This window comes from Frankia sp. Hr75.2, from assembly GCF_949319125.1.
In the GTDB taxonomy this organism is placed as follows: Bacteria; Actinomycetota; Actinomycetes; order Frankiales; family Frankiaceae; genus Parafrankia; species Parafrankia soli.
The window spans coordinates 55,934-76,254 of sequence record NZ_CASGGV010000343.1; the positions used below are offsets into that span (position 1 = coordinate 55,934).

Sequence of the window (20,321 nt, forward strand, 5' to 3'; positions counted from 1 at the left end):
AACGATGGCCGTTCCCGTTGTCGCACTGGCCGCGCTGCTGGCGCTGGTCGCGCTGGTGGCCGTCGTCGCCACCGGCCCCGCGGGGGTGGACCTGCCGGGGCTGCCCGACGCCGGTTCGCTCACCCACTGGGGGCTGCCGGTGGCCCGGGTGGTCAGCGAGGTGGCCGCCGTCGGGACGGTCGGCTGGCTGCTCGCCGCGGCCGTACTCATCCCCGCCCAACAGGGCCGGCTCGGCGCGGTGGCACGCCGCCACGGGCGGGCGGCAGCGGTCTCGGCGGCGGTGTGGGCGGTGGCGGCGCTGGCCGAGCTGGTGTTCACCGCCTCCGACATCACCGCGCGCCCACCCGGCGAGGTGCTGGACCCTGCGGCGCTGCGCTCCTTCGTCTCCGCCGCCCCGCAGGGCAGGGCGCTGCTCATCGTGGCCGTCGCGGCGCTGGCCGTCGCGCTGGTGAGCGCGACGCTGATGTCGACCGTGGCCGCCGGATGGCTGCTCGCGCTCGCCTGCGCGGCGCTGCTCCCCCCGGTCGTCACCGGGCACGCGGCCGGATCGTCACAGCACGCGCTCGCCGTCATCGCGCTCGGCCTGCACATCACGGCGGCCGTGGTCTGGATGGGCGGCCTGCTGGCCCTGCTGACCATGCGGGCCCTGCCGGACACCACCTTCTTCGCCGCGTTGCGGCGCTACTCGCGGCTGGCCGCCTGGGCCGCGGGGGCCACCGCGGTCGGAGGCGTGGCCAGCGCCGCCGTCCGGCTCGGCGGGTTCGGCCCGCTGTTCGACGACCGGTACGGCCTGCTGGTGCTCGGCAAGGCCGCCGGCCTCCTCACCGCCGTCACGCTCGGCGCCCTCGTGCGCCGCCGGGTGATCACCGCTGCCGTGGCCGGCGACCGCGCCGACGCGAGTGCCGTCCGAACGGACCCCAAGCCCGCGGACACCGTCGACGCGGCCACGGCAGGCGCGGGCACGGCGAATGCGGCCGCCGGCGGCGTACCCACCCGCCTGAGCGCGTTCCGGCGGCTCGCCGCGGTCGAGATCTGCGTTCTCGCGGCGACGTTCGGACTGGCAGCGGGCCTGGCGCAGACGGCGCCGCCGGTCAACGACTCGGCGCTGCCGACCGACCCGACCGAGGGCCTGCTCGGCTACCCGATGCCACCGCCGATCACACCTGGACGGCTCCTCACCTCCTGGCATCCCGACTGGGTGTTCCTCGGCCTGGTCGCCCTCGCCGCCGGCCTGTACCTGACCGGGGTCATCCGGCTCGCGCGCCGCGGCGACAGCTGGCCGATCGGCCGCACGATCGGGTTCCTGACCGGACTCGCGCTGGTCGCCGTCGTGACGTCCGGCGGCCTCGGCACCTACGGGCCGGTGCTGCTCAGCGTGCACATGACCCAGCACATGATCCTCACGATGCTGGCGCCGATCCCGCTGGTGCTCGGCGCGCCGATCACCCTCGCGCTGCGCGCGCTGCGGCCGGCGTCCGCGCCGTACCGCGCCGGGCCGCGCGAGTGGCTGCTCGCCGGGCTGCACTCCTGGCCCGCGCGGGTGGTGACCCATCCGCTGTTCGTCACCGCGAACTTCGCCGGCAGCCTGTACGTGCTGTACCTGAGCGACCTGCTCGGCTACCTGATGAACAGCCACCTCGGCCACCTGGCGATGAACGCCCACTTCCTGATGACGGGCTTCTACTTCTTCGAGGTCCTCATCGGCATCGACCCGCTGCCGAAGCGGCCACCGCACCCCGGGCGGGTGCTGATGCTGATGGCGGTGGTCCCGTTCCACGCCTTCCTCGGGCTCACGATCATGAGCACGTCCACGGTGCTGGGCAGCAGCTGGTACGAGCAGCTCGTCCGCCCCTGGGGGGTCAGCCCGCTGCACGACCAGGGCACGGCCGGGGGCATCACCTGGTCGTTCGGGGAGGTCCCGACCCTGGTGGTGCTGCTCGTCCTCGCCGTGCAGTGGGCCCGCACCGACGAGCGCCGCGCCCGCACCCGCGAGCGCCGCGTCGACGCCGCCGGGGTGGACGAACAGCTCGACGCCTACAACGCCTACCTCGCCCGCCTCAACGGCGGACGGCCCGCGCCGGCGAAACAGGCCGCACCGACCGTCCCGCCGGTACCGGCCCAGCGCGGCGACACCGGCTCCCCCACCACCGGACCAGGCTCCTGACCGTTCCAGCTCCCAATTCCGAAGATGATCATCTGACGTGGGTGGTGTGGCCATGCCCACTGGTTTAGCAGGCGCTATACTTCTCGAGTGGGCGGGCGACAGTGGGAGGTCTACCTCGTCGACGAGGTCCGCGAGTGGATCGACGACTTGGATACGGCTACACACGCACGAGTCGTGCAGGCTATCGACCTGCTTGCCGAGGCTGGCCCCGGATTGGGCAGGCCGCTGGTCGACACGATCAGCGGCTCGGCGGTGCCGAATCTGAAGGAACTCAGGCCGGGTACGGTGCGGGTCCTGTTCTGCTTCGACCCGTGGCGGTCGAGCATCCTGCTCGTCGCGGGAGACAAAGCCGGGCAGTGGAACGCGTGGTACGCCGAAGCGATCCCGCTGGCCGAGCAGCGCTACAAGACCTATCTCGTGGAACGCGGTCAGGAAGAGAGCGATCGGCGATGAGTGGTTACACACGGTGGGCCGACATCCGCGCCGAGCAGGTTGCCAGGGCTGGCGGAGAGGAGGCAGTCGCAGCCGGCAGACAGGAGCTCCTGGCGGTCGCGGTCGGGCACCGGCTTGCCGAGGTCCGTCGGGCGCGGGGTCTGACCCAGCAGCAGGTGGCGGAGCGCATGGGGGTGACCAAGGGCCGGATCTCGCAGATCGAGCAGGGCTCTGTCTCCGGTCAGGACATCGTCGCCAGATATGCCGCTGCTCTCGGGGGCCGGTTGCACCAGGCGATCTACTTCGACGACGGGGACATCGCCGCGATCGCATGATCGAGAACGCGCCCTTCGACACTCTGGCCGCGCTAGGTCGGACGCGCAAGCACCGATATTCAGCGTCTGCGGGACGCAGCGGCTGCTACGCGGGAGAAGAGGCGGTGCCGTGGGCTACTCGTTCGCGGAGGTGACGGTCGTCCGGCATGGTCTGAGCGCCGCCAACATCGCCTTCGCCGAGGCCGAAGCCGCGGGACGGGCCGAGACCGGCATCACCGGCCGCGATGTCGACGTCCCGCTTTCCCCGTTCGGCCGGGCGCAGGCCGCCGCGCTGGGGCGGGGCCTCGCCGCGCGACCGCCCATCATGCGTCGCCCTGAGGTCGTCGTCTGCTCCCCCTACCAGCGCGCGCGAGAGACCTGGGAGATCGCCGCCACCACCGCGGAAGCCACCGGGCTACGGCTACCGGAGCCCGTCGTGGACGACCGCCCGGGCGACCGGTTGATGGGGCGGCTGGAGCTGCTGACATCCGCCGCGATCGCCGACCGGTTTCCCGCCGAGGTCGAACGAAGTCGCGCAGCGGGGCCGTTCGCCTACCGGCCGCCCGGGGGTGAGTCCTTCGGGACATCGCGGTCCGCCTCACCTCGCTGCTGGAAGACCTGGATCGCCTCTACCCTGGCCGTCGGATGTTCCTCGTCGCGCATGACGCCGTTGTGATCATGATGCGGTATGTGATCGAGAGCCTGTCCTTCGACGACCTGGCCGCGATGGTCGCCGAGGGGCCGGTCATCAACGCGGCGATCACCCGTTTCGCCCACGATGGTGACCGGCTGACGCTGGTGGAGTACAACGCGGCCACCCACCTTTCTGACCCTGCTCAACCGCACCGGGCCCCTCCTCCTCGAGACCGGTGACGGCGCCGCCGCTGAGCCCTCCGCTCGCCGCGGATTGACCAGGTCGTCAGGAACGGGCCGGTGTCGGGCGGCTCCGGGTCGCTTCGGCGTCGAGGTGGCGGCGGGTGAAGACCCAGCTGATCTCCAGCGCGATGCCGCCGGCCAGGGCGACGGCCGCACCCGTCCACGGGCCGGTGGTGCCGACCAGCGAAAGCTGGAAGAACTCCTGCCCGTAGGGGACGGCCAGCACGACCGCGAACGCGAGCGCCATCGTCGCGACGAGCATGATCCGCCACCAGGTGTAGGGCCGGGCGACGATCGCCAGCGCCCACAGGGCGACGAGGAACAGGGTGAGCGTCGCCATCGACGTCTCGGCGTCGAGGTCGCCGTCGTAGATGGAGCGGGCGAGGAAGTAGGAGGTCAGGGTCGCGGCGGCGGCGAGCACCCCGGCGGGCAGCGCGAAGCGCAGGACCCGGCCGACGAAGTCCGGGCGGGCCCGTTCGGCGTTCGGGGCCAGGGCCAGGAAGAAGGCGGGGATCCCGATCGTGAGTGATCCGATCAGGGTCAGGTGGCGGGGCAGGAACGGGTAGGGCACCTGGGTGATCACCACGACGATGGCGAGCAGCACCGAGTAGACCGTCTTGGTCAGGAACAGGTTCGCGACCCGCTCGATGTTGCCGATCACCCGCCGGCCCTCACCGACGACCGAGGGCAGGGTGGCGAAGCTGTTGTTCAGCAGGACGATCTGGGCGACCGCGCGGGTTGCCTGACTCCCGGAGCCCATCGAGACGCCGATGTCGGCGTCCTTGAGGGCGAGCACGTCGTTGACGCCGTCGCCGGTCATCGCGACAGCGTGCCCGCGGGACTGCAGTGCGGCGACCATCTCCCGCTTCTGCTGCGGGCTGACCCGGCCGAAGACCGAGTTCGCCTCCAGGACGTCGGCGAGGGCCTCCGGGTCGGCGGGGAGCGTGCGGGCGTCCACCGGGTTCTCGGCTCCGGGCAGGCCGAGGGTGTGGGCGACGGCGCCGACGGACAGGGCGTTGTCTCCCGAGATGATTTTGGCGGCGACGCCCTGCTCGGCGAAGTAGCGCAGCGTGTCCGAGGCGTCGGCCCGCAGGCGCTGCGCGATGACGACCAGGGCGACCGGGGTGGTCAGTCCAGGGACCTCGGCGGGGTCGGCCACGGCCTCGGCGAGGGTCGCGCCGTAGGTGGCGAGCAGCAGGACGCGCAGGCCCTGCTCGCCGAACCGGTCGGCCTCGGCGAGCGCCGGATGGCTCTCCGGGAGGAGCACGTCCGGTGCACCGAGCAGCCAGGTGGCCGCCGGGCCGGTCGGGTCGGCTGGGTCGGTGATCTCGGCGCCGCTCCACTTGCGCGCCGAGGAGAACGGCATGTCGGCCTGGACGGTCCATCCGGCGGGCGCCGGCCAGGCGTCGATGATCGCCTGCATGCTGGGGTTGGGACGTCTGTCCGCGGCGCCGAGGGTGCCGAGCACCGCTTCGGCGGTCGCCTTGCTCCCGTCGGTCTCCTTGCCTCCGCCGGTCTCGATGTCGTCGTCGAGCATGCGCAGCTCGACGACGTCCATCGCGGCTTCGGTGAGGGTGCCGGTCTTGTCCAGGCAGACGACGTCGACCCGGGCCAGCCCCTCGATCGCCGGCAGTTCCTGGACGAGGCACTGGCGGCGGCCGAGCCGGACCACGCCGACCGCGAACGCCACCGAGGTGAGCAGGACCAGGCCCTCGGGCACCATCGGGACGAGGCCGGCGACCATCCGGCGGATGCCCTCCGCCAGGTCGTCGTCGTTCACCAGGATCTGACTGATGATCAGCGCCACCCCGGTCGGGATGATCATCCAGGTGACGACCCGCAGGATGGTGTTGATGCCGTTGCGGAGCTGGGAGTGGACCAGGGTGAAGCGGCTCGCCTCCTCGGCGAGCTGGGCGGCGTAGGCGGCGCGGCCGACGCGGGTCGCGCGGAACGCGCCGGACCCGGCGACGACGAAGCTCCCCGACATGACCGTGTCGCCGGGACGTTTGTGCACCGGGTCGGCCTCGCCGGTGAGCAGCGACTCGTCGACCTCGAGGTTCTCCGCCTCGAGGACGAACCCGTCCACGGCGATCTTGTCGCCCGAGCCGAGCTCGACGACGTCGTCGAGCACGATCTCGGACGCCGCGAGCTCGGCGGCGACGCCGTCGCGCCGGACGACCGGGCGGGCCTCGCCGACGACGGCGAGCCGGTCGAGGGTCCGCTTGGCGCGGATCTCCTGGATGACGCCGATCAGGGTGTTGGCGATGATCACGCCGCCGAACAGGGCGTCCTGGACGGGGCCGACGATCACGATGAGGACGAAGAGCACGCCGATGATCGCGTTGATCCGGGTGAGGACGTTCGCCCGGACGATCTCGCCGACCGACCGGCTGGAACGGACCGGGATGTCGTTCACCCGGCCGTCGGCGACCCGCTCCGCGACCTCGGCGGCGCTCAGGCCCCGCGCGTCAGTGCCAAGGTCGGCGCCGGTCTCGGTGCCGGTGTCCATATCGGTACCGATGTCCGTGTCGGCGCTGGGATCCGTGTCGGTACCGGTGTCCGTATCGGCGCCGGGATCCGTGTCGAGGTCGGTCGCCGTGCGCGGCTCGTCCCGGGGGTCGTCCTGTTCGGTGGACGCGGACGTCGTGGCCGCTGGCCGGTCCATCGTCACTCACTTTCGTTCGGTCGGTCCTCGGATCCCGGGTGTCCCTGGGCGTGTGTCCCCCGAGCGCCAACGGTATTGGACACCCCGCCGCCGACAGTTCGGGCCTCCCGGGCCGCTCAGGCCGGCGTCGCCGGGATCCTGCCGCCGAGCACGAGCGCGAGCAGCAGCAGCCCGAGGCCGATCCGGTACACGACGAACGGCGCGAAACCGTGCGCCGAGACGTACCGGAGGAACCAGGCGATCGCCGCGTACCCGACGACGAACGCCACGACGCTCGCGCCGACCAGCGGACCCCAGGCCGGCTCGGCCGCCCGCTCGCCGGCCTCGCCCGTCGCACCCGTCGCACCCGTCGCGGCCGTCGCGGCGTGCGGCCGGACCTCGCGGTAGAGACGGTGGAGCCCGAAGGTTCCCGACACCAGGACGGCGGGAACAGCCAGCAGGAACGAGTAGCGCGCAGCCGCCTCCCGGGAGTAGCGCAGCAGGAGGCCGCCACCGATGGTCGCCCCCGAGCGGGACACCCCCGGCACCAGCGCGGCGGCCTGCGCGAGCCCGATCAGGAGCCCGTCGCGCACGGACAGCTCCGCCAGCGGCCGGCCGCCGCGCGGCGCACCGCCGATGGTCATGGCACCGCCGCGCACCGCGCGCCGGGCCGTCAGGCTGTCGGCGGCGCCGAGCAGCGCGCCGACGCCGGCCAGGGCGCCCGCGGTCAGCCGCAGATCACGGAACCGGCCTTTGATGACGTCCTCGAAGAGGTACCCGACGGCTCCGATCGGCACGGTACCGAAAATGATCAGCCAGGTGAGCCGGGCGTCCGCGGCCAGCGCCGGATCCGGCGCTGGATTCGAGTACGACCCCGACCCCGGCCTCATCTCCGGCCCCGGTCGCGCGCCGAGCGCCGTGAGCTGCCCCGGGACCGGGCCGGCAAGCGACCGCAGCCAGGCGCGGCCGAGGCGGGCGATGTCGGCGCGGAGGTAGACCATCACGGCGGCGGCCGTGCCGAGCTGGGTGACGGCGGTGAACGCGGCGCCGGGGTCGTCCCAGCCGGCCAGCGCGGCCACGACCCGCAGATGCGCGCTCGAGGAGACCGGCAGGAACTCGGTGAGCCCCTGGACCAGACCGAGGACCGCGCCTTCCGCCCAGTTCACTGCAGGATTCCGTTCACCGGGAGCACCGTACCGGCCCGCACGCGGCCGTCGGATGCCGGCTTCTCCGCCTGGCCATCCACTCGAGCCCCGCCCGTCACCTCACGTTAACCAGGCTGGCTCACCGTAACCGCAATGCCATCTGCTGCGGGAAAGGAGGCGGGGTCATGACGGAGCTTCTCGCTGGTCTGCTCGTCGAGGCGGTCGGAACGGTGCTCGTGCTGCTGGTCACCGGGCTGGTCCGCCGCTGGCTGGGCGCTTCGCCCGCGGTGGGCGCGGTCTGACCCCACTGCCACCACGGTCGCCACGGACGCGGAGACCACCGCGATCGTCCAGCCGATCGGGCCGACGGGCCGGCAGCCGAACAGGGTGCTGACCACGGGGGTCTGCACGATCCCGGCGAGCACCGCGAAGCTCCCGGCCGCCGTGGCGATCACGAGCGGATCCCGGCCGGCCAGGGCGAGCGTCTGCCCGAGCTGCGATCCGACGACGGCCAGCAGCGCCACGGTCGAGGCCCGTCCCGGGGTGCCGGTGCGTCGGGCGACGGCCCAGGCGGCGGTCGCCGCGCCCGCGGTGGTCGCGCCGCGGAGCAGGATCGCGCGGCGCAGCGGGCCGGCGAGGATCGTGTCCGCGGAGTGCGGCGGGTCGCCGCCGCGGCCGCGCACCGCCAGCGCCATCGCGGGCGCCATGTCCGTCAGCAGGTTGACCAGCAGGAGCTGACGCGGGCTCAGCGGCGCCCGGCCCGCCACGGCCGCGCCGAGCAGCGTGAAGGCGACCTCGCCCGCGTTCCCGCCGACCAGCACCGACACCGCGTCGGTGACGGACTGCCACATCCGCCGGCCCTCGATGACGGCGTCTGCCAGCCGGTCGACGTCGGCGGTGGTGAGCAGCAGGTCGGCGGCCCCGGTCGCCGCCGCCGACCCGCGTCCCTGGACGGCGACGCCGACGTCCGCCGCGCGGATCGCGGCCGCGTCGTTGGTGCCGTCACCGGTCATCGCCACCGTGCGGCCCTGCCGGCGCAGGGTCATCACGAGCCGTACCTTCTGCTCCGGGGAGATCCGGGCGAAGACCGCGGCGGTGCCGACCCGGCGGCCGAACTCCTCGTCCCCGAGCTGGTCGAGCTCGGGCCCGGTGACGACGGCGCCGGCGGTGACGCGGAGCCCGACCTCGGCGGCGATCGCGGCCGCGGTGCCCGGATGATCGCCGGTGACGACGAGGACGCGCAGACCGGCACCGGTCAGTCGGCGGATCGCGGGGGCGGCCGTCGGGCGCGGCGTGTCCGCCAGCCCGACGAATCCGACAAGTTCCAGATCCCGCACGAGCGCGTCCGGGATGTCGACCGGCCCGCACGCCACCGCGGCCCGCTGCGCCAGCGGCGCCGATGGTGCGGGCGGTGCCGGGGACTGCGGGTGGAAGGGCTTCGAACGAGCCACAGCGAGCACACGCAGGCCCCGCGCGGCGAGCGCGTCGACCGTGCGGTGGGCCGCCGCGACGTCCCGGGCGGGCATCCGGCAGCGGTCGAGCAGCGTCTCCGGCGACCCCTTGACCGCCAGCACCGTGGCGTCACCGGCCTGCACCATCGTGACGGCGTAGCCACGCGCGGTCTCGAACGGCAGCTCGGCGAGTCGGCGGCCCAGCGGTTCCAGCGGCTCCGCCGCGGCCAGCACGGCACGGTCGGTGGCGTGCGGGATGGGCCCGTCCGGCCGGGGGCTCGCCGCGCCGGCGACGCGAAGCACGTCATCCCGGGACGCGCCGCCCACCACCGCGACCTCGCGCAGCACCAGGCGGCCCTCGGTGAGCGTGCCGGTCTTGTCGAAGCAGACGGTGTCGATCCGGCCCAGCGCCTCGACGGTGCGCGAGGAGCGCACGAGCACGCCGAGGCGGGCGAGTCGGCGGGCGGCCGCGACCTGGGCGACCGTGGCGACGAGGGGCAGACCCTCCGGCACCGCGGCGACGGCCACCGCCACCCCCGCGCCGAGCGCCTCCCGTGCCCCGGCCCCGCGCAGCACCGACAGGGCGGTCACAGCGAGCCCGCTGGCCGCGGTCAGCGGCAGCGCGAGCCGGGTGAGATCACCCAGCCGGTTCTGCACGCCCACCGGCGCCGCCGTGCCGACCACGGCGGCGCTCGCGCGGCCGGCCTCGGTGGCCTCGCCGACGGCGACGACGATTCCCCGGCCCGTGCCGGCGAGCACGGTCGTCCCCTCGAAGAGCATGCAGCTGCGGTCGGCGAGATCGGCGGACGGCGTCGGCTCGACGGACTTGCCGACAGGGACGGACTCGCCGGTCAGCGACGCCTCGTCGACCTCGAGGGTGTCCGCGGCGAGCAGCCGCGCGTCGGCGGGGACGACGTCCCCGGCCCGTACCAGGATTCGGTCACCTGGCCGCAGCTCGTCGGCCGGCAGCACGCGGAGGCCATCGGTCGTCTCGACCCGGGCGAGCGCGAGGTGGCGCGCCATCAGTCCGCGCATCGCGGCCTCGGCGCGGGCCCGCTGCGCACCGCTGAGAACGGCGTTCGTCACCGAGACCCCGGCCACCAGCGCCGCGTCGACCGTCGAACCGAGGACGGCGCTGGCCGCCGCGCCCACCATCAGCACCGGTACGAGCGGGTCCCGCAGGTCCGCGACGACCGCGGCGCCGAGCTCCCGGGCGCCCTTCCCGAACGACCTGACCGTCGGGTGGGCGCCGGCGCCGTCCGATCGGACCCCGCCCGGCTCCGCCGGGTCGCGCGGTGCGGCGGGCAGCCGGCGGCGCACCGCCTCCGCGTCCAGCGCATGCCAGTCCGTACGCCGCACCGGCGCCGGCGGTGGACGTCGGTCCGCGCGGGACGCGGCCACGAGACCCTCCGCCATCGAGCTGACCGCGGCGGCGCTCACCGGGCCGCCCCGGGCCAGCGCTCCGGCCAGTGAGCGGCCTGGACGTCCGGAGGCTCCCCCACCGACGACGGTGGTCAGGGCGGACAGCGCCGAACCGGACACCGCCAGGGAGGCCGCCCGGCGGCTGGTCGCCCGGGCCGGCACCGGGTACTGCAGCACCCGCCACACATCGGCGAGCCCGCGCACGCAGAGCAGGTCCGCGCACCAGGGCGGCCGCTCCCCGGGACGGACAAGCCCGACACCGACGTCGGCGACGTGCAGCGCGTCCGTGTCGGAGCCGCAGCCGACCACGAGGACGACCGCGCCTCTGGCCTGCGCCCGCCACACCTCGGTCGCCAGATCCGTCCCGCCGCGTACCCGTGCGTCGACGAGCGGGGTGAACTCGGCGGTGCTGACGTGCTCGCCGAGCAGGACGCTGCCGCAGGCGCGCGCCGCCCGCAGCACCGCCTCCGCGTGCCCGTCCGTCTCGACACCGACGAGCCCGCTCACCACGGGCCGGGTGCCGCGCAGCTCCACGGGCAGGCCGTCGGGGTCGGCCGCCCGGCGGGCCCCGCGGGCGTGCGCGGCGACGAGCCGGACGGCGCCGTCCCGGGCCACGACCGCGCCGGGGCGGAACGGGCGCCACACGTCCAGCCCGTCCACGAGGGCGTCGACGACCGTCCAGCTGGGGCCGTCCGGTGCCGAGAGCACCCGCGCCGCGCCGGACAGCAGGGCGGCCGGCGACACCACCACGGTGTCGACACGGTCGAGGCGGCGCAGGCACGACCGCTCCAGCGCCAGTACGTCGTGACCGGCCAGCCGGCGGCCCGCCGTCGCGGCGAACACCTCCCGGCCCAGCCACGCGGCGCGGGGAACGGTGGTGAGGAGCAGGTCGCCGGCGAGCACCGGCGACCCGGACACCGCCAGGGTCGCCGCGCCGAGTGCCAGCCCGGCCGCGGCCATCCGGTCGGCGCACCGCTCCACCGGGCCGGCCGGCAGCGGGCGCGGCCGTCGCTCCCGCGCGACCTCACCGAGACGGCCGAGGGCCGCGCTGTGCGCGCCGCGGGTCGCCCGGCCCAGCTCGGGTTCGAGCCGGGTGAACGCGGCCCGCGCGGCGAGGAGCTCTCCCAGCGTGGCGCAGCGGTGCGCCGCGCCCACGAGGATCATGTCGGGGCTCTGGCTGAGCGCGGCGACCCCCGCGTTCGCCAGGCCGAGCGCGAGGTCGGTGCCCGTGCGGCCGAGCCCGCGCTCGACGGCGCGCCGGGCCCGCGGCTGGTGGTCGACCAGCGCCACGGCCGCGGCGGCGGCGCGCGGCACCGCCGGCAGCCGCAGCAACCGTCCGGCCACGGCGAAACCGAAGGCGGCGGCGTCCACGCCGAGCGCGACGAGCTCGGCGGCGACCGGTCCGGGATCACCGGGGTGCCCGTTCCGATCCTGCCCCCGCGGCCGGGCGTGCGGCCCCCCGGCTGACGGGGCTTCTGTCGACAGGGCTCTGGTCGACGGGGCTTCGGTGGCGGGCCGCGGTCGCGCCGCGGCGGCGTTCTCCACCTCGGCCACGGCGTCGATCACGTCAGCGACGTCGACCGCGTCAGCGTCGAAGGCGACCAGGAGACGACCGAGGCCCTCGTCGACCTCGGCCCAGTCGACTCCCTCAAGCGCCCGGACGGCGGCGGCCGCGTGGTCGTGCACGTCCCGCCGGAGCAGCTCGACGTGGGCGGAGCCAGCGCCGCACCACACCGCGCGGGGCCGCCGCGACGGCCGGTGAAGCTCCGCGACAAGCGCCCGCGCGGCGCTGCGAGGCGAGGGCAGCGGGAGGCGCCCCACCACCGGTCAGGCGCTCGGCGAACGGTGGCCGGTGCCGCCGTCGCGGCCCGCGCTCACGGGCCGGCTGTGCTGGGAGACATAGGTACCCGCGGCGATCGCGGCCGCGATCGGCCACTCGATGATCTCGATGGCGGCCAGCGCGCCAAGGCCCGCGTAGTAGGCGGTCCGCTTCGCCGACGGGAGGGCGAGCGGCCCGATCCGGACGCCGTCGGTCCGCGGTGGCGGCGCCACCTCCAGCCGCGCGGTGACATAGGGCAGGCGCATGACAACGACCCGCCCCGCCCGCTCCCTGCGCCCACGAAACAGCTTCTGGACGGCGGTGACCGCCGACGCGGCCGCTTCGGGAACCGTGCCAGCCGCCCGGGACACGACCGACCGGGACGTCGTCGACCGGGCCCCTGCCGGCCGAGCCCCTGCCGGCCGGGCCGCCGCCGCCCGAGCCACCGCCGGCTGCGCGGGCTGTGGCGCCGCCGTGCGCGTCAACCGCCCCCGGGTCGCGGCGGCGCGTTCCGGCTTGGGACCGCTCCCCGTCGGACGGGTCGTGCTCCCACGCGCCGTTGTGCTCCGTGCGCTGGTCGTCCGCGCCGTAGTGCTCCGCGCGGCCGTGCTCCGTGCCGTGCCCGTGCGGGCCGTGCCGCCCCGAGCCGCCGTCCCGCGGGACGGCGTGCCCGTGGCCCTGGTGCCGGTCGCCGCGGCGCGGGCCGTCGTGCCGCGGGACGCGCCCGCCCGCGAGCCTCGGGCGGAGGTGGACCGGCCGGACGCCGGGCCCGCTGTCAAGGCCGCGGCAGTCGAACTCGCGGCAACGGGCGAGCTCGTCGCGGTGGGCGAAGACGGGGCAGGCGAGCCGCCGGCGGGCGCGGTCACGGCGGGCGAGCTGGTGGAGGCCGGCTCCATGGCGGGCAGGCGGGGCGCCGTGTGCTGGTCGGTACCCGCCTCGTCAGCCCGGGTGGGAGCGCTTCCCGACCTGGTCGCCGCCGAGGCCGTGGCACTCGCCGGCGGCACGGCGGAGAAGGGAGGGGTGACCGCCTGGATCGACTCCGGGCGACCGACCGAGCCACTGATGGCACCGGCGCCGTTACTGGACGTGCCGGTCTCCGATGAACTGGTCGCCATGGTCCCGTTCCCTCCGTCGCGCGTCCCGAAGCAGCAAGCCTAGGTTAGATCATTATTACCCAGCGTATATTACTGATGACGGAGCGTCGAAGCCACCGGGTGACGCGACGGCTGAGCGACGAGGACCGAACAGCGCGGACCAGGGCTGGACGACGGCGTACCCGTCCAGGATCTCCGCGCCGGGGACGCATCCGGCGGGGGCCACCGAAGCGTGTTGGCCGAGCCACCTCATACGTCAGCGGGACAACTCGGATCAGAACGGCCCGGGCCGGTTCGACGTGAGGGCTGAATGACGGCGCAGCAGAATGACCGGGGGCGGGGACGGAGCCTCCGCACGAGGCCGACCGCAGCACACAGCTGACCACGGGACGTGGCCGACCGTGCCATACGACCAGCCACGGCACGAGGCCGCGAACGCCACGGGATCGACGAAAACGGTACCCGTCGACGACTAATCGCGTGCGTTCACCAGGCGTAGTCGGGCAACGACCTCATGACCGGCCTGATAAAGCGCAGAAAAGGCATGTCCCGGTTCACAGAGGTCCTTCTCCGACAGGTCCAGGTATCGGCGACCAACATACGTGAGAGCACGGAAGGTCACCCGCCCGGACTCCGGGACAGGCGCTCGCTCCGAGTCTTCGTCGAAGGTGTCGAGGTGTGCTCCGACGACCGAGAGGAAATGGCGGGTCGCGGCGACCACGACACGGTGTGCGCCACCGCCCACCAGGCCGCCACCGGCACTCGTGTAGAGGCTGGTGGTGCCATCGGCCAACGAGACAACCGTGGCTGTGCCCTCGGTCATCCCGATTTCCATCAGCGCACCCCACACTACGGTGCCATCTGTGGGACGACGCATTCCCTCGACCGCGGGATCAAGGGTGAGAACACCCTCGCGAAGTCGATGGAACAATAGTGCACAGTTGTCGGAGCGAAGAGGCACGCGGCTACCGAGCATCGTCCAAATCGTAGTGGGGGAACCCGGGTCCGTCCCAGCATCCGACCGAATCCGATCCCTAATGATCAGTGCTGACCACACTTATTGGTGGTGGGGTCGGCCGCGTGCGGACCACACGCGACTCCAAGGTCACCGTCAGGCATCACGCCGGTCTGCGGCCGTGACCGCGTCCGGCCCCTCGGGGCCAGACCCGGGCCACGGACCCGGGAGGCCACCCGGGCCGAGCCGCACCTCGAGGAGGAACGAATCAGTCACTTAAGGCACACTTTCGACCCGTGAGTGTCCGGAGCACCACGGTCAGCCGCGACGGCGAGCCTCCGCCGTACACCCCGGCGGCCGACCACGGCCGTCCCGCGACGCCTACATGGTTCCTGATCTGCGCCGTCATGTGTGTCTGCCTGTGCGCGGCGGCCGGGGTGGGCGCCATCGCCGTGGTTGAGCGGCGCGCCCACGCGGTGTCGGCGATCAGTAGGCAGACGATGGCCGGCACCCAGGCGTCCTGGGACATCCACCGGCACCTGGCTGAGGCGGCGGCGGCCGAGGCCTCGACGTTCCTCGGGATCAGCACCACGCCGGGCGCGGCTCCCTACGACGACTTCGCCGCCGCGATGCGGGCCGCGAACGAGGCGATGGTGCGGGCCGGAGCCACCACCGATCCGGGGTCCGGCGGCCTCGCCTGCCCCGGGCAGGAGCCCCCCGCCACCGTCAGGCCGAGTCCGACCAGCTCCGGCCCGACCAGCTCAGCCACGGCCGGGGCCACAGCCGGAGCTGGAGCCGGAGCCGGAGCCGGGGCGGCCGGAGCCAGTGGCGGACCAGGCAAGGGCGGATCAGGCAGGGGCGGCGCCCGGTCCGCGGCGCCGCCGAGCAGCGAGGCCGCGGCCGCGGCGCTGGCCACGCTGGTCTGCCTCACTCCGGTGTACACGCGCTACGTCGGCGAGGCCCGTGCCAACGACCGCATGGGCATGAGCGTCGGCGGAGCCTACCTGCGCATGGCCAACTCGCTCATGAACGACCACCTCCTGCCCGCCAGCGCGACACTCGCCCGTTCCCACACGGAGGATCAGGCGCAGGCGTTCCGGCGCGCGACCCGGGCGGGCGACGTCGCGGGGCTGGCCGTGGTCGCGTTACTCGCGCTCGCGGCGCTGGCGGCCGCCCAGGTGCTCGGCGTGCTGTGGACCCGCCGATGGCTGAATCCGGGCCTTCTCGCCGCCACGCTCCTGGTCACGGTGGGGATCATCTGGCCGCAGGCAGCCCTGGCCACCGAGCGGGCGAAACTGGCGAGCGCCCGGTCCGAGGGCTATGACGTCCAGGCGATGCTGGCTCGGGTCCGCCATCTCGCGCTGCGCGCGGAGGGGGACGTTCTCTACTGGCGGATCGCTCAGGGCGGTGAGATCGTCTTCGACGCCGACTTCGACCAGACCGCCGCGCAGCTCGCCTGCGCCGCCCGAGGCCGTGAGCCGGGCACCACACCCCTGAACGAACCGAGGGCCCTGAACGAACCGAGCAGTGCGGGCGCGGCGAGCGCGGCGGTGGAAGGCCTGCCCGGACCGCACGAAGCGGCGACTCGCGACCCGAATCTCGTGCGCTGGTGCGGTCCGGCGACGGCTCGCCCGCTCGATCCGGGCATCGTCAAACTCGTCGACACCGCCCGCCAGGCTGGGGCTACCGCGATCGACGCCCCGGTCGGCGATTCAACGCCCAGGGCCACGGGTCGGTTCATGGAGCTGGACAGGGCGCTGACGAAGGCGGACGGCGTGGCCGAGGCACGGTTCGGCACCGAGGTCGCCGGGGCCGGCGACGCGCTGCGCGGCGTGGCCGCCGGCGCGGGGGCGCTGTTCCTGCTCGCGGCGGTGCTGGCCGCCGCCGGGCTGGCGCCGCGGATCCGGGAATACGGGTGAGACGCGCCGCGCTGGTGGCGGCGGCGCTGATGACCGCAGCGGCGCTGGTCGGGTGCTCGACCGTTTCCGGTGACCTGCCCCGCGCGGCCGACCAGCCATGGGAGCCGCTGGTGACCGCGTCGGCCGAGGCGGCCGAGGCAACCCAGGAGGCCCGTCCTGAGGCTGCGGTGCCCACGAACCTCGTCCCGCCCGCCGACGCCGGGGACTTCGTGTCGGGAGGCTCACTCGACAGGATCCGCAAACGCGGCTTCCTACGGGTGGGTGTCTCGCGCGACACCCAGACCCGCGGCGCGTGGAGTCCGGTGTTGCACCGGTTCGAGGGCTTCGACGTCGAGCTCGCCCAGCGGATCGCAGAGGCCCTGTTTGGTCCGGGTACGGCGGACGAGAAGGTGCGGTACCGCCCGGTCAGCTACGCGGAACGCCTGCCGGCGGTTGAGAACGGGGAGGTGGACATCCTCGTCAGCACCCTGACCTACTCGGAGTCACGGGCCGAGCGTGTGGGTTTGTCCGCGGCTTACTTCACCGCCCATCCACGGCTGCTCTCCCATCGGGAGAGCACGCACTCGGAAGCGGGGCCCGGCATCGACTTCCCGGAGGAACTCGCCGGGAAACGGGTGTGCGCCCCGCGGGGGACGACGACGCTGACGAACCTGGAGAATACCCATCAAACCCATCCCACGTTCGAGATCGTGGATCACCTTAACGAGCTGTCCGACTGTCTGGTTGCCTTCCAGCAGGGTGAGGTCGACGTCGTGGCCGCGAACGACGCGAGTCTGGTGGGGATGCTGGAACAGGATGCCACCGCCGTACTCGGAACGTTCTCAGTCGGGCGGGACGGGTACTACAGTGTCGCATTCGAGCGGGACGACACCGAGCTCGCCGGATTCGTCAACGGGGTTTTGGAGCGTCTACGGCGTGACAAGCCGGAGTGGCTGAAATTATGCGAGAGGTGGAAGGCTCCCGAGATGCCCTGCGAGGAGTCGCTGCCACCCGAGCCGCAGTGGGCGCGCTGACCAGGCACGGGGCGGGTGGTACCGGTGGTGGGACCGCCCGGCGGCGCCCGGGAAAGGGGGATGGGTGGTGACCGGTGAAGACCGGACAGTCTCGGCGGGCGGGATCGCCCGCGACCTGACGGCCGCCCGCGAGCAGCTCGCCAGCCTCAGCGACCTCGTACGCGAAGCGCTCGACTCACCCGAGCACGTGCGTGGCCGGATCGTCGCGCCGGTCGGCCTGGTCACCTTCGCCGACCGCGACGTGCTGGAACAGGACGGCGTGGGCCTGCGCCCATGGCTCGACGACCTGGCCGCCGCCGCGCTCGGGGGCCGGCGCGACGGCGACGTCGCCCGTGGCCTCGCCGAGTGGCGCGAGCTCGCCGTCAGCACCGAGCAGGCCGCGCGGGCGGTGACGAGCGCGAACGCGGTCGGGCTGAACCAGCGCCGTGAGCTGCGTGGACGTCTCGCGGCCGTGCACGGGAAGGCCGCCCGGCTGGGGCTGGCCGAGGACGAGGAGCTCTCCGCGCTGCACGCACGGGCGTTCGAGGAGCTCTACCGGGCGCCCACCGACCTGGCCGAGGCCGAACGGCTCACCATGGCCTACGTCCGCGCCCTGCACAGCCGGGACGTCCGAGCCGAGGGGCCGGGCCGGTGAGCGAGCCGACGGGTGTCGCGTGCGTCCGGCCCGGCTGTGTCGGCGGGGTCATCATGACCAGCGGCTTCTGCAACCGGTGTGGCGCGCCCGGCCCGGAACCGGCATCGGAGACGGAAACAGAGTCGGGACCGGCACCGGCACCGGCAGCGGTAGTGGTACCGGCACAGGCGGCGCCCCCGGAACGAGAAGCCGTACCGGATCAAGCGGCGACACCGGAGCAGGAAGCCGAGCAGCCAACGGAACAGGGAGCTGAACAGGCACCGGAACAGGGAGCCGAGCAGGCGCCGGACACCGCCGATCCCGTGCTGGTCACCACCCAGCCGATCAGCGTCTCCCGCCCGGCCGCCAAGGATCGCGACCCGCTGCGCCTGCCCGTCCGGCGCGACGTCGTCGTGGCGAACCGTCCCGTGCTGCTGTCGAGCCCGAACGTGCCGACGAACCTGCGCGAGTGTGCCGCGTGCGGTACCAGGGTCGCCCGGCCCGGCCCGGAGGGCGCCGTCGAGCTGGAGGGTGTCTGCCCGCGCTGCCGGCAGCCGTACTCGTTCACGGTCAAGCTCGCGGCCGGCGACCACGTCGGGCAGCAGTACACCGTGCACGGCGCGATCGGCCACGGCGGGATGGGCTGGGTGTACGCGGCGACGAACGACAACCTGGGTGACGACGACATCCAGGCCTGGGTGGTACTCAAGGGCCTGCTCGACGTGGCGAACCCGGAGGCGCGGCGGATCGCCGAGGTGGAACGGCGGATGCTGATCTCCGTCAACCACCCGAACATCGTGAAGATCCGTGACTACGTCTCGCACCAGGGCGAGGACTACATCGTCATGGAGTACGTCCCGGGAGTGTCGCTGTCCCGGCTGGCCGAGACCCAGCCGCCCGGCCCGGACGGGCGGCCGCGGCCGCTGCCCCCCGCGGACGCCATCCGTTACCTGCTGCGGCTGCTGCCCGCGCTGAGTCACCTGCACCGGCGGGGGCTGGCGTACTGCGACCTCAAACCGGACAACATCATGGTCAGCACCGAGCAGGTCACGCTGATCGACCTCGGCGGCGCGCGGCGGCTGGACGACCAGTTCTCCAGCTTCCTGTCGACGCCCGGCTACCGCGCCCCGGAGCTGGAGGAGGGCGAGTTCCGCCCGGCGGAGGTGACCCGGCACAGCGTGCCGACCGTCGCCTCGGACGTCTTCGCCGCCGCCCGCACGCTGGCCCGGCTCGTCCTCGGCCGGTTCCCGGGCTTTTTGGACGTCCACCGGCACGGGCTGCCGCCGCGGGGTGAGCACGCGCCGCTACTCGAGTTCGAGTCCCTCGACCACCTGCTGCGCCGGGGCACGGCGAGCGACCCGGCCGACCGGTTCGCGACCGTCGCCGAGTTCGCCGAGGAGCTCACCGGGGTGCTCTACGAGATCGCCTCGCGCACCGAGGGGAACGTCCCGCCGCTGGCCAGCCGCTGGTTCGAGCCGGATCTGCATCCGACGGGCGAAGCCGACGACGGCCACGGCGAGGCCGACGAGCCGCCGACGGTCTGGGAGATCCTGCCCGACCTGCGGATCGACGCGGACGACCCGCAGGCCCGGGTGCTCGCGACGACCCCCGGGGAGGACCCGGCCGCGCTGGCCGACCGGCTCGCGGAGGTCGCGCAGCCGACCCGGCAGACGCGGCTGGCACTGGCCCGCGCCCAGATGCGCGCCGGCTACACCGACAAGGCCGAGGTGACGGTGCGGGAGCTGGCCGCCGCCTACCCGCGGGAATGGCGGGTGACCTGGTGCCAGGGCCTGCTCGACCTGGCAGCGGGGCGATCGACGCAGGCCGCCGAGGCGTTCGAGAAGGTCTACGCGCGCATGCCCGGCGAGCTGGCGCCGCGGCTCGCCGTCGCGACCGCCAGTGCCGACGCCGGCGACCGGGCCCGCGCCGCCGAGCTGTTCGACGTCGTCAGCCAGGTCGACCCGGCGATCACCAGCGCCGCGTTCGGGCTGGCCCGCTGCCTGGACGACCGGGACGGCAAGCTCGACGCCTACCGTCGGGTGCCGGCGTCCACGCACGCGTACACGGCCGCCCGAGTGCGGATGATCGGCGTGCTCGTCGGCTCGCACCTGCGCCCCGAGCAGGCCGGCGCGGTGCCGGTCGTGGTCTCCCTGGACGACCTGCGCAGCGCCGAGGCCATCCTCGAGAGCTCCCGGCCGCGGCTCGGTCTCGACCGCCGGCGCCGCGCCGAGCTGCGGCTGGACATCCTCGCCGCCGCGCTGCGCATGGTCGGCGCCGGCCCGCCGGGGCCGACCCGGACGGGGCCGAAGCAGGTGTTCGGGCGCAGGCTCGTCCCCCGTGAGCTGCGTCTCGGGCTCGAAGCGGCGTACCGGGACATCGCCCGGCTGGCCGGTGACCGCCGCGAGCGCATCCGGTATGTCGACGCGGCGAACCGGATCCGCCCGCGGACCCTCTGGTGAT

Annotated in this window: 15 protein-coding genes; 10 read left to right on the forward strand and 5 right to left on the reverse strand. The window is 74.0% G+C overall.

The genetic code is table 11. From position 1 onward, the window contains the following. Window positions 1-4: 4 nt before the first annotated feature. From AC559T_RS33585 to AC559T_RS33605, 5 genes are all read left to right on the forward strand, one after another. Window positions 5-2,164 carry a bifunctional copper resistance protein CopD/cytochrome c oxidase assembly protein gene (locus AC559T_RS33585; protein WP_498871254.1) on the forward strand — a complete coding sequence of 720 codons (2,160 nt, stop codon included), beginning with the start codon at window positions 5-7 and terminating at the stop codon, window positions 2,162-2,164. Between the two features lie 87 nt (window positions 2,165-2,251). Then, window positions 2,252-2,617, forward strand: coding sequence for a type II toxin-antitoxin system RelE/ParE family toxin (locus tag AC559T_RS33590; RefSeq protein WP_112106307.1), 366 nt, complete (start codon window positions 2,252-2,254; stop codon window positions 2,615-2,617). Beyond that, the gene (locus AC559T_RS33595) at window positions 2,614-2,931 is read left to right on the forward strand and encodes a helix-turn-helix domain-containing protein (protein ID WP_498871255.1); all 318 of its coding nucleotides are present in this window, start codon (window positions 2,614-2,616) and stop codon (window positions 2,929-2,931) included. The genes AC559T_RS33590 and AC559T_RS33595 overlap by 4 nt, the downstream gene beginning before the upstream one ends. Window positions 2,932-3,040: 109 nt before the next feature. Further along, window positions 3,041-3,586, forward strand: coding sequence for a histidine phosphatase family protein (locus AC559T_RS33600; RefSeq protein ID WP_498871256.1), 546 nt, complete (start codon window positions 3,041-3,043; stop codon window positions 3,584-3,586). 14 nt (window positions 3,587-3,600) lie between these two features. Then, on the forward strand, window positions 3,601-3,783 hold the full coding sequence (locus tag AC559T_RS33605) for a hypothetical protein (RefSeq protein ID WP_498871257.1): 183 nt from the start codon (window positions 3,601-3,603) through the stop codon (window positions 3,781-3,783). Between the two features lie 46 nt (window positions 3,784-3,829). Here AC559T_RS33605 and AC559T_RS33610 read toward each other — a convergent pair whose 3' ends face one another. The 4 genes from AC559T_RS33610 to AC559T_RS33625 all read right to left on the reverse strand — a co-directional run bounded on the left by AC559T_RS33610 (window position 3,830) and on the right by AC559T_RS33625 (window position 12,533). After that, window positions 3,830-6,451 carry a cation-translocating P-type ATPase gene (locus tag AC559T_RS33610; RefSeq protein ID WP_498871258.1) on the reverse strand — a complete coding sequence of 874 codons (2,622 nt, stop codon included), beginning with the start codon at window positions 6,449-6,451 and terminating at the stop codon, window positions 3,830-3,832. 116 nt (window positions 6,452-6,567) lie between these two features. Beyond that, the gene (locus AC559T_RS33615; protein ID WP_498871259.1) at window positions 6,568-7,596 is read right to left on the reverse strand and encodes an undecaprenyl-diphosphate phosphatase; all 1,029 of its coding nucleotides are present in this window, start codon (window positions 7,594-7,596) and stop codon (window positions 6,568-6,570) included. A 104-nt stretch (window positions 7,597-7,700) separates the two neighbouring features. After that, a complete protein-coding gene (locus tag AC559T_RS33620) occupies window positions 7,701-12,272 on the reverse strand; it encodes a cation-translocating P-type ATPase (RefSeq protein ID WP_498871260.1) in 4,572 nt (1,523 codons plus the stop codon). 3 nt (window positions 12,273-12,275) lie between these two features. Continuing rightward, entirely contained in the window at window positions 12,276-12,533 is a 258-nt protein-coding gene (locus tag AC559T_RS33625; protein ID WP_235013972.1) for a hypothetical protein, read from the reverse strand. Here AC559T_RS33625 and AC559T_RS33630 point away from each other — a divergent pair. Further along, window positions 12,532-13,425 (forward strand): hypothetical protein, encoded by an 894-nt coding sequence (locus AC559T_RS33630; RefSeq protein WP_498871261.1) that lies wholly within the window; start codon window positions 12,532-12,534, stop codon window positions 13,423-13,425. The two genes, AC559T_RS33625 and AC559T_RS33630, sit on opposite strands and share 2 nt — an antisense overlap. A 408-nt stretch (window positions 13,426-13,833) precedes the next feature. On the opposite strand, the gene AC559T_RS33635 is transcribed toward AC559T_RS33630, so the two are convergent. Continuing rightward, window positions 13,834-14,337 carry a hypothetical protein gene (locus AC559T_RS33635; RefSeq protein ID WP_498871262.1) on the reverse strand — a complete coding sequence of 168 codons (504 nt, stop codon included), beginning with the start codon at window positions 14,335-14,337 and terminating at the stop codon, window positions 13,834-13,836. 275 nt (window positions 14,338-14,612) lie between these two features. Here AC559T_RS33635 and AC559T_RS33640 point away from each other — a divergent pair, with 275 nt between their 5' ends. The 4 genes from AC559T_RS33640 to AC559T_RS33655 all read left to right on the forward strand — a co-directional run bounded on the left by AC559T_RS33640 (window position 14,613) and on the right by AC559T_RS33655 (window position 20,320). Further along, window positions 14,613-16,235 (forward strand): GlnX family signal transduction membrane protein, encoded by a 1,623-nt coding sequence (locus AC559T_RS33640; protein ID WP_498871263.1) that lies wholly within the window; start codon window positions 14,613-14,615, stop codon window positions 16,233-16,235. Then, window positions 16,232-17,248 (forward strand): glutamate ABC transporter substrate-binding protein, encoded by a 1,017-nt coding sequence (locus tag AC559T_RS33645; RefSeq protein WP_498871264.1) that lies wholly within the window; start codon window positions 16,232-16,234, stop codon window positions 17,246-17,248. Before AC559T_RS33640 ends, AC559T_RS33645 begins: the two co-directional genes overlap by 4 nt. 67 nt (window positions 17,249-17,315) lie before the next feature. Then, on the forward strand, window positions 17,316-17,882 hold the full coding sequence (locus AC559T_RS33650) for a hypothetical protein (RefSeq protein ID WP_235013975.1): 567 nt from the start codon (window positions 17,316-17,318) through the stop codon (window positions 17,880-17,882). 302 nt (window positions 17,883-18,184) lie between these two features. Next, a complete protein-coding gene (locus AC559T_RS33655) occupies window positions 18,185-20,320 on the forward strand; it encodes a serine/threonine-protein kinase (RefSeq protein WP_235013976.1) in 2,136 nt (711 codons plus the stop codon). The last annotated feature ends 1 nt before the right edge of the window (window position 20,321 follow it).

Excerpts from the sequence above, each read along its gene's own strand:
- AC559T_RS33585 (WP_498871254.1), top strand. The coding sequence starts at position 5 with ATGGCCGTTCCCGTTGTCGCACTGGCCGCGCTGCTGGCGCTGGTCGCG.
- AC559T_RS33595 (WP_498871255.1), top strand. The coding sequence starts at position 2,614 with ATGAGTGGTTACACACGGTGGGCCGACATCCGCGCCGAGCAGGTTGCC.
- AC559T_RS33610 (WP_498871258.1), bottom strand. The coding sequence starts at position 6,451 with ATGGACCGGCCAGCGGCCACGACGTCCGCGTCCACCGAACAGGACGAC.
- AC559T_RS33630 (WP_498871261.1), top strand. The coding sequence starts at position 12,532 with ATGACAACGACCCGCCCCGCCCGCTCCCTGCGCCCACGAAACAGCTTC.
- AC559T_RS33625 (WP_235013972.1), bottom strand. The coding sequence starts at position 12,533 with ATGCGCCTGCCCTATGTCACCGCGCGGCTGGAGGTGGCGCCGCCACCG.
- AC559T_RS33635 (WP_498871262.1), bottom strand. The coding sequence starts at position 14,337 with ATGCTCGGTAGCCGCGTGCCTCTTCGCTCCGACAACTGTGCACTATTG.